This window comes from Ruegeria sp. BE9 (genome assembly GCF_056538765.1).
Genome location: NZ_JBQFTS010000001.1, coordinates 195305 through 207388, shown reverse-complemented (window position 1 = coordinate 207388; position 12084 = coordinate 195305). Strand labels below are relative to the sequence as shown.

General features: G+C 56.2%; 12 protein-coding genes. 6 read left to right on the top strand and 6 right to left on the bottom strand.

The genetic code is table 11. The features are described 5' to 3' along the window. Positions 1 to 3: 3 nt before the first annotated feature. Positions 4 to 195, bottom strand: coding sequence for a hypothetical protein (locus ACR0EO_RS00990; RefSeq protein ID WP_480686528.1), 192 nt, complete (start codon positions 193 to 195; stop codon positions 4 to 6). Between the two features lie 247 nt (positions 196 to 442). Here ACR0EO_RS00990 and ACR0EO_RS00985 point away from each other — a divergent pair, with 247 nt between their 5' ends. Beyond that, entirely contained in the window at positions 443 to 1657 is a 1215-nt protein-coding gene (locus ACR0EO_RS00985) for a bifunctional alpha/beta hydrolase/OsmC family protein (RefSeq protein ID WP_480686527.1), read from the top strand. A 17-nt stretch (positions 1658 to 1674) separates the two neighbouring features. Here ACR0EO_RS00985 and ACR0EO_RS00980 read toward each other — a convergent pair whose 3' ends face one another. From ACR0EO_RS00980 to ACR0EO_RS00965, 4 genes are all read right to left on the bottom strand, one after another. Next, positions 1675 to 2040 (bottom strand): hypothetical protein, encoded by a 366-nt coding sequence (locus ACR0EO_RS00980; RefSeq protein ID WP_480686526.1) that lies wholly within the window; start codon positions 2038 to 2040, stop codon positions 1675 to 1677. A 10-nt stretch (positions 2041 to 2050) separates the two neighbouring features. Beyond that, on the bottom strand, positions 2051 to 2611 hold the full coding sequence (locus ACR0EO_RS00975) for a hypothetical protein (RefSeq protein WP_480686525.1): 561 nt from the start codon (positions 2609 to 2611) through the stop codon (positions 2051 to 2053). Positions 2612 to 2754: 143 nt separating this feature from the next. Beyond that, positions 2755 to 3342 (bottom strand): biotin transporter BioY, encoded by a 588-nt coding sequence (locus ACR0EO_RS00970; RefSeq protein WP_480686524.1) that lies wholly within the window; start codon positions 3340 to 3342, stop codon positions 2755 to 2757. 77 nt (positions 3343 to 3419) lie between these two features. Further along, the gene (locus tag ACR0EO_RS00965; RefSeq protein ID WP_480686523.1) at positions 3420 to 3842 is read right to left on the bottom strand and encodes a DUF6314 family protein; all 423 of its coding nucleotides are present in this window, start codon (positions 3840 to 3842) and stop codon (positions 3420 to 3422) included. 139 nt (positions 3843 to 3981) lie between these two features. Here ACR0EO_RS00965 and purB point away from each other — a divergent pair, with 139 nt between their 5' ends. From purB to ACR0EO_RS00945, 4 genes are all read left to right on the top strand, one after another. Next, positions 3982 to 5286, top strand: coding sequence for an adenylosuccinate lyase (gene purB / locus ACR0EO_RS00960; protein WP_480686522.1), 1305 nt, complete (start codon positions 3982 to 3984; stop codon positions 5284 to 5286). Between the two features lie 378 nt (positions 5287 to 5664). Continuing rightward, positions 5665 to 6207: a tetratricopeptide repeat protein gene (locus tag ACR0EO_RS00955; protein ID WP_480686521.1), complete on the top strand. Its 543-nt coding sequence runs from the start codon at positions 5665 to 5667 to the stop codon at positions 6205 to 6207. 95 nt (positions 6208 to 6302) lie between these two features. Continuing rightward, positions 6303 to 7367 (top strand): flagellar motor switch protein FliG, encoded by a 1065-nt coding sequence (locus ACR0EO_RS00950; RefSeq protein ID WP_480688208.1) that lies wholly within the window; start codon positions 6303 to 6305, stop codon positions 7365 to 7367. Positions 7368 to 7468: 101 nt separating this feature from the next. Beyond that, entirely contained in the window at positions 7469 to 8392 is a 924-nt protein-coding gene (locus tag ACR0EO_RS00945; RefSeq protein WP_480686520.1) for a lysophospholipid acyltransferase family protein, read from the top strand. Here the strand turns inward: ACR0EO_RS00945 and ACR0EO_RS00940 are convergent, their stop codons facing one another. Further along, positions 8393 to 9094 (bottom strand): DUF1223 domain-containing protein, encoded by a 702-nt coding sequence (locus ACR0EO_RS00940; protein ID WP_480686519.1) that lies wholly within the window; start codon positions 9092 to 9094, stop codon positions 8393 to 8395. 230 nt (positions 9095 to 9324) lie between these two features. On the opposite strand from ACR0EO_RS00940, the gene acnA reads away from it, so the two are divergent. Beyond that, positions 9325 to 12015: an aconitate hydratase AcnA gene (acnA, locus tag ACR0EO_RS00935; RefSeq protein WP_480686518.1), complete on the top strand. Its 2691-nt coding sequence runs from the start codon at positions 9325 to 9327 to the stop codon at positions 12013 to 12015. The last annotated feature ends 69 nt before the right edge of the window (positions 12016 to 12084 follow it).

Here is a 12084-nt window from a genome sequence, read left to right as displayed (position 1 = left end):
ACCTTAGCTCGGCCAGTGCGAACGCCGGACGTTGCCGTGCCAGTCTTCTGTGACCGGGGCGCTGAATTCGGTTGTTGGTGACGCTGCAGGCCAAGTCTGGCCAAGTGCAAAACCAAGCAGCCCGGTGAGGGCAACGACAATCAGAATCTCGGGGCGCAATGCAACGCCACGCGGTGCGGGTACGGTATGTGCCATGAAAGCCTCCTTGGCTGTGAATTTGCTATGGCCAATACATGAGGCTTAACCAGAAATAGTTAAAACGAATATTTGATGGCCAAATCATCACAAATGTTGATCATATTGACTGGACCTGCATTGACGCGTTCGTTCCTCGAAAACATGTGCCTCTCACTCACCTTCCCGTGACGCTTCTTACATTGGGGTTGAGCCGCCCCACCGAAGCACACAGTATTGGTTCCATCCCGACACGTAAGGAATAGCCATGCCCACTGAACGCATTACTTTTGCCGGTCATGACGGCAACCAATTGGCCGCGCGACTTGATCTGCCGGATGGGCCAGTGCTTGCAACCGCGTTGTTTGCTCACTGCTTTACCTGTTCCAAAGACATACCGGCAGCGCGCCGTATTGCGACCCGGCTTACGACCATGGGCATAGCTGTCTTGCGTTTTGATTTCACGGGATTGGGGCATTCCGGTGGTGAGTTTGCCAACACGACTTTTACCTCGAATGTCGAGGATTTGATCGTGGCGTCGCGCTACCTTGCCGATAGGAAGATGGCGCCGTCCCTGTTGATCGGTCACTCGTTGGGCGGTGCCGCCGTTTTGAGGGCCCGCGCAGGAATTCCCAGCGTCAAGGCTGTGGTCACTCTGGGGGCCCCCGCCGACCCCGGCCATGTCTCGCATCACTTCGAAGACGCGCTGGAAGAGATACAGCAAGAAGGATCAGCCGAAGTCTCACTGGGCGGACGTCCGTTCCGCATTGGGAAGGCGTTCGTAGATGACATTTCGGAAACGGCTTTAACACCGGCGATTGCTGACCTTAGAGCAGCCCTATTGATCCTGCATGCTCCGCTGGATGAAACCGTGAGTATCGAGAATGCCAGCACCATTTTTCTGGCTGCCAAACACCCAAAGAGCTTTGTGACTTTGGACGATGCCGATCACCTGATCACTCGTGCGTCTGACGCCGAATATGCGGCCGACGTTATAGCGGCGTGGGTGTCGCGATATGTCCCCCTGAACCCGCCAGCCCCACCACCGGGAGCACCCGAAGGCGTTGTGCGCGTGACTGAAGTAGACCCGGGCGGCTTCTTGCAGGACATTCAGTCCGGCCCCCGGCATCACACCATCGCGGATGAACCCGCCTCTTACGGAGGAACTGACCGTGGCATGTCGCCTTATGGGTTCGTTTCATCCGGCTTGGGGGCATGTACATCGATGACTATACGCATGTACGCCCGACGAAAAGGATGGCCACTGACCGGCATCACCGTCGATGTATGCCACGATAAGGTCCACGCACAGGACGCGGGCCTCGCGGGTGACGGTAAGGTTGATCAGTTCCGCCGCAAGATACGTCTTGAAGGACCGCTGGATCAGGGACAGCGCGCGCGTTTGCTTGAAATCGCAGACAAGTGCCCTGTCCACCGCACACTCGAGGGGTCAGCCCAGATCACAACTGAGTTGCTGGCCTGACCCTTTGTTTGCTCTGCTTAACGCCGACGTGGCGCAGGGCGGTGGATCGGGGGCCTGGCCGCGGGTGGGCGTGCCACAGGCGGACGCGGACGCGCTGGCGGTTTTGCAATCGGTGGCTTCGGCCGTGCCGGGGGTTTACCGTTAGGCGGTCTGGGCCTATTGGGCGGTTTACCTTCGGGTGGGCGCGGACGAACAGGCCTGTCGATATCGATGTCGACGTCAACATCGCGATAGTAATCGTTCCACAGCATCGAGTCGTAGAACGGGTCATATCCGTAGCCATAGCTGGCGCCAACAGTGACACCATCACAGGCTGACAAAGTAAAGGTTGCTGCGCCCAACCCCAGTGCAAGGAACGTGCGTTTGATCAGTTTGCGGGTCATTTGCGCCTCCTCACTGCAGGGAACGGAACGACGCAAAGACATCGTTCAGGTCATCTACATAGCCGGGATCTGCCCCATCCCGCAGGATCGCAACAACCACAGCTACGCGGTCCCTCGGCAAGTCGATCACGGTTGCTGTGAAATTGATTCCGCGGCCCTCACGGGTGCCGGTACCCCGAATGACACGAGCTGGCAACCCTCCGATACGCGTGTCGCTTGTTCCGGAAACTTGGGGATCTTTGACTAGAAACTTGTCTATTTCTTCCAGATACCTGATGCCACCGTCGATCGATGCAACACCCGCAGGCGATACGAACCCCATCCAAACATTATCGTCTGTAACTGGGCGTACTCCAATGACACGTGCCACTGCGCGAAGGTCGCCCAGTTCGGTGTCCTCAATCTCTCGCGGGCCACCGGTTCGAACGGCCCAAAAATCAGGAACGGAAAAGCTGAACAAAGCACGATCGTCGTCAGTATATGTGATCGGCGTTTCAGCCGCAGATGGCGCGGCCCAAGACATCCAAATGGCAGCGCAAGCTGTAAGCGCTGAACGTGGGGACAAAAGCATATCTCAATAACCTAATGATTTCGCTGATGTCAGATTGGACTTTCACTGGCAACTTTGTCCAGCATCGGGTTGCTTGGGCAACAAAAAACCCGCGCCGAGGTCCAACCTGAGCGCGGGCATTTTTCTTTGAGTTTTTCTGAAATTCAGGCGCGAGCGTCGCCCACCAGTTTCCAGAGGCCGGGGATCAACAGAGCGGCAAGCGCCAGCTTGATCGCGTCACCCAGCAGGAACGGCGTCAGACCCCATTCCAGGATCGGCTTGTCCCAACCATACAGCTGACCCAACCACAGCAGGCCAGGCACGTAAATCAGAACATTTGCCAGCACAAGTGCCAGAGCCATTTTACCGACCGAGCGGTCCCAACCGCGCGCTGCCAGTGTACCAAGTAGGACAGTGGCCATCAGGTAGCCAACCAGATATCCACCGGTTCCGCCCATCATGTAGGTCAGACCATATTTTTCTGCCGAAGATGTCGCGAAGACGTCAAAGCCCAGCGCACCGATCAGCAGGTAACCCAGCATGGTGACCAGACCCAGACGCGCGCCATATGCTGTGCCAATGGTCAAAACAGCAAAGGTGCCCATGGTGATCGGAACAGGCCACATCGGCACTTTGATTTTGGCGGCGATTGCTAGGGCTACAATACCCAGCGCAACCAGAACAACTTGCTTTACGCGCAGTGCCGTGCCTTCGCGCGGACCAAACGCGTTGGCCAGTACGTTTGCATTCATTTCAATTTCTCCCAATTCGGACCAGGATTTCTGCATTAGCAATGCCTTGTCTCGGGCCTAGCTGCAAGATGATTACGCTATCGCGGCGCGTAATCTGTACTCATTTCATAGGATTTTCTGGGTCCGGCCACCTTCCAGCACACAGACCATTGCGGCCAGTGTGAGAAATCATAAACGGCGTCGTAGCTGTCTGGAGGGCAATCGTGGTGGTCAGATGCCTCCGGCGACCCCAATTTCAGAGCATGGAAAAAGCGGCCATCATCAAAATTCACCAAGATACGATCCTCACCGTTGTGCCATAGGTAACGGCGCGTTCCCTTCATCTCGGGCTGACCTGGAATGCGTAGGGTGACCTCCTCGTCATAAATCAGCCCCCCCTCACCTTCGTAGAGGTGTGCAACTCCGTCTGCCTGCACAACCTGCCCCGCTCGCGCGTCGCGTATAACGCGTTTTAAACTCCAGCGCCCTTCGAAGTCGGTCAGCTTTCGCGGCAGGTTCATGTCCACCGACACCCCGGCCAGACCGTCAAAATCAGGGCAAACCGTCTCATCCCAGCACTCGCATCTTGTTCCTTTGGCCGCGCGGGTTTAAACCCCGCCGCATCGCTCTCTGCCAAATCATAAAAAGGTGCCGCTGCCAATGATTCCACGTTATTCCCGCCCCGACATGGTTGCCATCTGGTCGCCCGAGACCAAGTTCCGCATCTGGTACGAGATCGAGGCACATGCCTGCGAAGCAATGGCAAATCTGGGCGTGATCCCGCGTGAAAATGCGGATGCTGTATGGAAAGCCAAGGACGTGGAATTCGACGTGGCCCGGATCGATGAGATCGAGGCTGTCACCAAGCACGACGTCATCGCATTCCTGACCCATCTGGCCGAGCATGTTGGCAGCGAAGAAGCCCGTTTCGTGCATCAGGGTATGACCAGCTCGGATGTTTTGGACACCTGCTTCAACGTACAGCTAACGCGCGCCGCCGACATCCTGATCGCTGACCTGGAAGGACTGCTGGCCGCCCTGAAGCGCCGCGCCTATGAGCACAAAGAAACCGTCCGCATCGGTCGCAGCCACGGCATCCACGCCGAGCCGACGACCATGGGTCTGACATTCGCCCGGTTCTACGCTGAAATGGACCGCAACCTTTCCCGTATGCGCGACGCGCGTGCCGAAATCGCAACCGGAGCGATCAGCGGCGCGGTTGGCACCTTTGCCAACATCGACCCGCGTGTAGAAGAGCATGTTTGCGATCAACTGGGTCTGGTCCCCGAGCCGATCAGCACGCAGGTTATCCCGCGCGACCGTCACGCGGCCTTCTTTGCCACGTTGGGCGTCATCGCCAGCAGCATCGAAAACATCGCCATCGAAATCCGCCACATGCAGCGGACCGAGGTTCTGGAGGCCGAAGAGTTCTTCTCAAAAGGCCAGAAAGGTTCGTCGGCGATGCCGCACAAGCGCAACCCGGTTCTGACCGAAAACCTGACCGGTCTGGCCCGTCTGGTGCGTATGGCCGTGGTTCCAGCGATGGAAAACGTGGCTCTGTGGCACGAGCGCGACATCAGCCACAGCTCGGTCGAGCGCAACATCGGCCCCGACACAACAGTCACTTTAGACTTTGCTCTGTCGCGCCTGACCAGCGTAATCGACAAGCTGGTGGTTTATCCTGAAAACATGCTGGCCAACATGAACAAGTTCCGCGGTCTGGTGATGAGCCAACGCGTGTTGCTGGCCCTGACGCAGGCAGGTGTTAGCCGCGAGGACGCATATCGCCTGGTTCAACGCAACGCGATGAAAGTCTGGGAAGAAGGCAAGGATTTCAAAACCGAACTTCTGGGTGATGCCGAAGTCACCGCCGCGTTGAGCACCGAAGAAATCGAAGAAAAGTTCGACCTTGGGTACCACACCAAACACGTCGACACGATTTTCGAACGCGTTTTCGGCGAATAGATCCTGATCATCAAGTACTTTGAGGGGCCCGGGTCGCGAAGAACGATCCGGGCCCCATTCTTTTGCCAGATTGGGTCAAATCGGCTATGCTGCGAAGGTATTTCCGAACTGGAGAAACATTATGACCCGCACTTTACTCTGCGCACTCGTTCTTAGCTGCACCGCCTCTATCGCACTGGCTTGCTCTGGAAATTCCAAGCAAACGCAATCCTGCGCACCCGGCACTTATTGGGACAGCGAAAGCCAAACCTGCGCAAAAATTGTAAACAGCTGAGAAAAATCTTTCCTACTTGTGAATAAAAGCGAGGGCGCGATTGTTAGCTTTTTATCAGATCGCGCTATGCTTGATGAGAGCAGCCCAGAGAACGGAGTAGGAAAATGCGTCTCGTACTAGCCTCAGCAATTGCCCTTCAGGCTTTTGCCTTTGCACCCGTCGTTTACGCCGCCGGCGGAGGTGGCAGCACTGCCCCCAAGCCAACCAATACCACCAAGAAATGCCTCTTTGGACGCGTGTACGACAAAGATGCCGGTCGGTGCGTAAAACCAGACAAAACCAAGTTCTCTGAAGACGAGCTGTACGAAGCCGTGCGTGAATTGGCGTATGACGGCCAATTCGAAAATGCCCAGAATATCTTGCGCATCATGGATCAGAACGATGATCGGGTGCTGACATACTGGGGTTTCACCTACCGCAAAATGGGTGAGCTTGAACTGGCAAACGTGTTTTACAACAACGCCATCGAAGCTAACCCAGATAACATTCTTGCCCGCAGCTATATGGGTCAGGGCTTTGTCGCCGAAGGCAAAACCGACTTGGCGATCGAGCAATGGCGTGAGATCAAGGCGCGCGGCGGAGAAGGCACATGGGCCGAGACGTCTCTGCAAGAGGCAATCCGCACCGGGCTGACTTATAGTTACTAGGCTTCAGTCTTTCTTTACCCGACTCTCCGTAATCTGCCTGTGGAACAGAAACTTGGCACCACAGGCAGATGCAGGACTTAAACTCTTTGATACAAATGGAACCGGGGACGGCAGCTCCGGTTATTGATCAGAACGACGACGCTTCGTGCCTTGTCCCGCAGGCATTGAACAGTCGGCAAAAGGCCGCGATCGTCGTTCGACTATTGTTGAACGAGGGTGCTGATATCCCTCTGGAAGAGCTTCCCGACGAGTTGCAGGAAAAGTTAACCCACCAGCTTGGCCGAATGGGGCTAGTGGATCGTGTGACCTTGGATGCAGTGGCCGAGGAATTCGCAGATGCATTGGAGAGCGTTGGTTTGTCCTTTCCCCACGGCTTGGCAAGCGCGCTTGATGCGGTAGACGGTAAGATCGCCCCCGCAACTGCGGCTCGATTGCGCAAGGTGGCTGGAGTGCGCCAGATCGGCGATCCCTGGCATCGACTGCGTGACATCCCGCCAGAGGATCTAGCCGCGATCGCCCAGGCGGAAAGTATCGAAATCGCAGCAGTAATGCTGTCAAAGCTGGAAACCGCTAAAGCGGCAGAGCTTTTGACTCTACTTCCCGGGCCACTTGCACGCCGCATTACCTATGCAGTATCCAAAACCGCCAATATTACTCCAGAGGCGGTAGATCGTATCGGTTGGTCTTTGGCTGCCCAACTGGATCAAAAGCCCGCGCAAGCATTCACCGATGGGCCAGGCGCGCGCGTTGGCGCGATCCTGAATCAGTCGACGGCGACCACACGCGATGGTCTGCTCACCGCCCTCTACGAAGAGGATTCAGATTTCGCCAGTGTCGTGCGAAAATCGATCTTTACCTTCGCCCATATACCCGAGCGTGTCATGCCGCGCGATGTCCCAACGCTCATACGCAGTCTGGATCAGGCCGACCTAGTTACAGCGCTTGCAGGCAGTACTTCGGAAGACGATGCAAACACGGCCGAGTTCTTGCTTTCGAACATGTCCAAACGGATGGCCGACAACTTACGAGACGAAATAAACGAACGTGGTAAGGTCAAACACGCGGATGCCGAAGCATCCATGGGGCGGGTCGTCGGCGCAATACGAACTCTGGTAGACGAAGGCACGATCTCTCTTATCGAGGAAGACGACGAAAAATAATGCGCTACCGATGCCCAAGCTATCCATCGGGGCGCTTGTGATCAGGGGGCGTGCCTTGTATGTCTGACCCGGCCAATCGCAACAGCCGGTGAGACCAGATTATGCCCGTCGAAAAGTCGGAACTAAGCCGCGGAGAGCTTAGAAAGTACTACATCACCGGTCTTTTCCTAAAAGGTGTAATCCGTGCGATGGGCATACTGCCCTATGAGCGTCGCATCGCAACTATGGGTGCAATCGTGCGCGGCCTCGCACCCCTTGTTGGGTTCACCAAGCGGGTACGCAGCAACCTGAAACTCACCTGTCCCGACCTACCCGAGGCGGAGGTCAAGCGTATTTGCCGTGCTGTCCCGGACAACGCCGGGCGTGCCATCATGGAGCATTTCTCGCCCGAAGGTTTCACCCAGCGCCAGAGTACCGCCAAGATCTCGGGGCCTGGTGTGGCTGCCTTTGACGCTGCTGTGGCCGAAGGTCGACCAGTCATGATGATCACCGCGCATTTCGGACACTATCTTGCTGCCCGGATCGCGTTACAGGCGCGCAGCGGTCAACCAATTGGTTGCCTGTACCGCCGAATGGCAAACCCTTACTTCAACGACATGTATGTGGACGCCTTTTACAAAACCGGTGCGCCCATGTTCGAACAAGGGCGCCGCGGGATGGTCGAAATGGTTCGGTCGCTTAAGAAAAGCGGCATCATCGCTATTGTTTCGGACCTCCACGCCCACGGCGGCGAAGAGCTGATGTTCTTCGGCAAACCGGCCGTGACCTCGGTTCTGAATGCAGAGCTGGCAATGAAATACAATGCTGTGCTAATCCCGTGCTATGCGGTGCGCCAACCGAACGGGATCGATTTTGAGATCGTCTTACATGACCCGGTGCCGCACACCGATCCCAAAACTATGACCCAGTTCACCAATGACGACCTTGAAAAAATGGTCAAACAGCACATGGGGCAATGGTTCTGGATTCACCGCCGCTGGAAAGCGTGGAATGGCTTAGGCGTGCAGCCCGAAGATATGCCCTGACTACTGAATATGCGCTGCCGCAACGATTGGGCCGTGCCCTACCCTTTGCACCAAAACGACTGCAGGCAGGTCCGAGGCTAACTCTGCCGTAAACTGTTGTGGAGCAACGCCGTCCCACTGCCCGGCTACGTACCATACCTCTACAACATTCGCGTAATCCAGTTCGTGCCCGGCCAGTTCACCACGTCGGATCGAAGCGTGCCGCATCGGGGAATACTGAACGATGCGCACATCATAGGTTTCATCCGCAGGTAATTCGACCGGAGCGACCTCAACCATAACATCGCTGCCTGAACGGCTTGCGCTGACCGTAGCCTCTGGTGCCGCCGTCAGATGGGCATCAATGAGGCGATCTAGTTCGAGAGACTTTGCACCAACGATATCATGCTGACCATTCACCACCATTTGAGGTGTGTAGATCATCGACCGTCCGCCTTCCCGTGCATACGCGCGTTGGCGCAGCGTGTGATCGGGTTTAGCGTATTCGTCTTTCCAGCCGATGTAGTCCCAATAGTCCACATGCAGCGCCAGACCAATCACATCATCTCGTTTTGCCAACTCATGCATAATGCGATCCGCAGGCGGACAAGAGGAACATCCCTGCGAAGTAAAAAGTTCAACAACAACGGGATCATTCTCGGCTGCCGCTGACACTGTCATAAACACGCTGATCACGGTCGCCAATGCTGTCGGTTTGAGCATTTTCACCTCGGTACGATAGGTTTTTCGCTTGAATTCGATAACTTGCCTAAATGGTCTAACGCTTCCGCCGCTCAAGCTCCAATCAAGGTTTCTTGAGACCGAAGTTTCTAAGCGCAGCAAGTGGCGGACAGGGTTTCAAAAAACACCAAACCTTGAACCGACGGCCCCAGTGATGCAGAAAACTTTTAGCGAATCCCATACTTCACGTCATTTGAGAGGGAGGCCATCAGATGCCTATCAATGTTGGAAAGGATACCGCCAACACACGCCGCAGTCTGAGCGTGAACGGCAAGTCGATTTCCTATTATTCAATCCCCGCTGCGCAAGAGGCCGGTCTGGGTGATTTTTCCAAGCTCCCTGCCGCACTGAAAGTCGTGCTTGAGAATATGCTGCGGTTCGAGGATGACGGCTTTTCCGTCTCGGTCGACGACATCAAGGCATTCAGTGAATGGGGTGCCAATGGCGGCAAGAACCCGCGCGAGATTGCCTACCGCCCTGCCCGTGTTCTGATGCAAGATTTCACTGGCGTGCCGGCCGTGGTCGATCTGGCCGCGATGCGCGATGGCATTAAGGGTCTTGGTGGCGACGCGCAAAAGATCAACCCGTTGAACCCTGTTGATCTGGTCATTGACCACTCGGTCATGATCGATGAATTCGGTAACCCACGCGCGTTTCAAATGAACGTGGACCGTGAATATGAACGCAACATGGAGCGGTATCAGTTTCTCAAATGGGGTCAGTCGGCATTCAACAACTTCCGCGTTGTGCCCCCCGGAACGGGCATCTGCCACCAGGTGAACCTGGAATACCTCGCGCAAACGGTTTGGACTGACACCGATCAGAACGGCGACGAAGTCGCCTATCCCGACACGCTGGTCGGCACCGACAGTCACACCACCATGGTCAACGGCATGGCCGTTCTGGGCTGGGGTGTCGGCGGGATCGAGGCTGAGGCAGCAATGCTGGGTCAACCGATTTCGATGCTGATCCCAGAGGTTGTGGGATTTGAGCTCACAGGATCGATGGTCGAGGGCACCACCGGCACTGACTTGGTTCTGAAAGTCGTCGAGATGCTGCGTGAAAAGGGCGTAGTCGGCAAATTCGTCGAGTTCTACGGCGAAGGTTTGGATCATCTGCCGCTAGCTGACCGCGCGACTATTGCCAACATGGCACCAGAATACGGCGCAACCTGCGGCTTTTTCCCCATTGATGGAGAAACCCTGCGCTACATGCGCAACACCGGCCGCGATGAGGACCGTCTCGCGCTGGTCGAAGCCTATGCCAAAGAAAATGGTTTCTGGCGCGATGAGAACTACGAGCCAATCTACACAGACACCCTGTCGCTGGATATGGGTACCATCGTGCCCGCGATCTCGGGCCCGAAACGCCCTCAGGACTACGTGGCGTTGACAGATGCCAAGGCTGCCTTCACCAAGGAAATGGCCGAGACCTTCAAACGCCCGATGGGCAAGCAGGTCGAAGTCAAGGGCGAGGAATACGGCATGGAGTCCGGCAAGGTCGTGATCGCATCGATCACCTCCTGCACCAACACCTCGAACCCCTACGTGATGATCGGCGCTGGTCTGGTGGCGAAAAAGGCGCATGAACTGGGTCTGAACCGTCAGCCTTGGGTCAAGACCTCGCTGGCACCCGGCTCGCAGGTCGTGTCCGAGTATCTTGAGGCGGCTGGCCTTCAAGAGCATCTGGATGCAATCGGGTTCAATCTCGTTGGCTATGGCTGCACCACATGCATCGGTAACTCCGGCCCCATCCAGCGAGAGATCAGCGAAGCGATCGCCGAGGGGGACCTAGTCGCTACCTCGGTGCTGTCGGGCAACCGCAACTTCGAAGGTCGAATCTCACCGGACGTCCGCGCCAACTATTTGGCGTCACCCCCGCTGGTCGTCGTCTACGCGCTGGCCGGTACTATGGATATTGACCTGACGTCCGAGCCAATTGGCAGGGATAAGGACGGCAACGATGTCTTTATGAAAAACCTCTGGCCAAGCCAAAAGGAAATCGCTGATTTGGTTCAGGCGACCGTAACCCGCGAGGCGTTCCAGTCGAAATACGCCGACGTCTTCAAAGGTGACGAAAAGTGGCAAGCGGTTGAGACCACCGATGCCGAAACCTATGACTGGCCGCCGAACTCGACTTACATCCAGAACCCGCCCTATTTCCAAGGGATGGGTCCGAATGCCGGTACGATTTCGAACATCGATGGAGCCAAGGTTCTAGCCATTCTGGGTGACATGGTCACAACCGACCACATCTCACCTGCTGGTTCTTTTGCCACGACAACTCCAGCCGGTAAGTATCTGACCGATCGCCAAGTTCAGCCGCGTGAGTTCAACTCGTACGGCTCGCGTCGAGGAAACCACGAGGTCATGATGCGTGGCACCTTCGCCAACATCCGCATCAAAAACGAAATGCTGGACGGTGTCGAAGGTGGCTACACCAAGGGGCCCGATGGTCAGCAGACGTCGATCTATGACGCTTCGATGGCCTATCAGGAACAGGGTACCCCGCTGGTTGTCTTTGGCGGAGAGCAGTACGGCGCAGGCTCCAGCCGAGATTGGGCGGCAAAAGGCACCGCACTATTGGGAGTCAAAGCCGTGATTGCCGAAAGCTTTGAGCGTATCCACCGCTCGAACCTGGTCGGCATGGGCGTCATTCCATTCGAATTCACAGGCGGAGACAATCGCAAGTCGCTGAGCCTGAAAGGTGATGAAACCGTCTCGATTGACGGTTTGGATTCGGTTGAACCGCTGCAGGAATTGCCCTGCAAAATCACCTATGGGGACGGCACTGAAAAGACCATCACCCTCAAGTGCCGCATCGATACCGCGCCTGAGATCGAGTACATCGAAAACGGCGGCGTGCTACAGTACGTCCTGCGAAACTTGGCGAAAGCCGACTAAAAAACAAAGCCCCGGCCAATATGCCGGGGCTTTTTCAATCTGTGCGGATCTACTCAATCCGCCTAGCCA

What these genes read in the sequence shown, in the direction of transcription:
- ACR0EO_RS00950 (WP_480688208.1), top strand. Translation starts at nt 6,303, where the DNA reads ATGGAACCGGGGACGGCAGCTCCGGTTATTGATCAGAACGACGACGCT.
- ACR0EO_RS00975 (WP_480686525.1), bottom strand. Translation starts at nt 2,611, where the DNA reads ATGCTTTTGTCCCCACGTTCAGCGCTTACAGCTTGCGCTGCCATTTGG.
- ACR0EO_RS00985 (WP_480686527.1), top strand. Translation starts at nt 443, where the DNA reads ATGCCCACTGAACGCATTACTTTTGCCGGTCATGACGGCAACCAATTG.
- acnA (WP_480686518.1), top strand. Translation starts at nt 9,325, where the DNA reads ATGCCTATCAATGTTGGAAAGGATACCGCCAACACACGCCGCAGTCTG.
- ACR0EO_RS00955 (WP_480686521.1), top strand. Translation starts at nt 5,665, where the DNA reads ATGCGTCTCGTACTAGCCTCAGCAATTGCCCTTCAGGCTTTTGCCTTT.
- ACR0EO_RS00970 (WP_480686524.1), bottom strand. Translation starts at nt 3,342, where the DNA reads ATGAATGCAAACGTACTGGCCAACGCGTTTGGTCCGCGCGAAGGCACG.
- ACR0EO_RS00965 (WP_480686523.1), bottom strand. Translation starts at nt 3,842, where the DNA reads ATGAACCTGCCGCGAAAGCTGACCGACTTCGAAGGGCGCTGGAGTTTA.
- ACR0EO_RS00980 (WP_480686526.1), bottom strand. Translation starts at nt 2,040, where the DNA reads ATGACCCGCAAACTGATCAAACGCACGTTCCTTGCACTGGGGTTGGGC.
- ACR0EO_RS00990 (WP_480686528.1), bottom strand. Translation starts at nt 195, where the DNA reads ATGGCACATACCGTACCCGCACCGCGTGGCGTTGCATTGCGCCCCGAG.
- purB (WP_480686522.1), top strand. Translation starts at nt 3,982, where the DNA reads ATGATTCCACGTTATTCCCGCCCCGACATGGTTGCCATCTGGTCGCCC.
- ACR0EO_RS00940 (WP_480686519.1), bottom strand. Translation starts at nt 9,094, where the DNA reads ATGCTCAAACCGACAGCATTGGCGACCGTGATCAGCGTGTTTATGACA.
- ACR0EO_RS00945 (WP_480686520.1), top strand. Translation starts at nt 7,469, where the DNA reads ATGCCCGTCGAAAAGTCGGAACTAAGCCGCGGAGAGCTTAGAAAGTAC.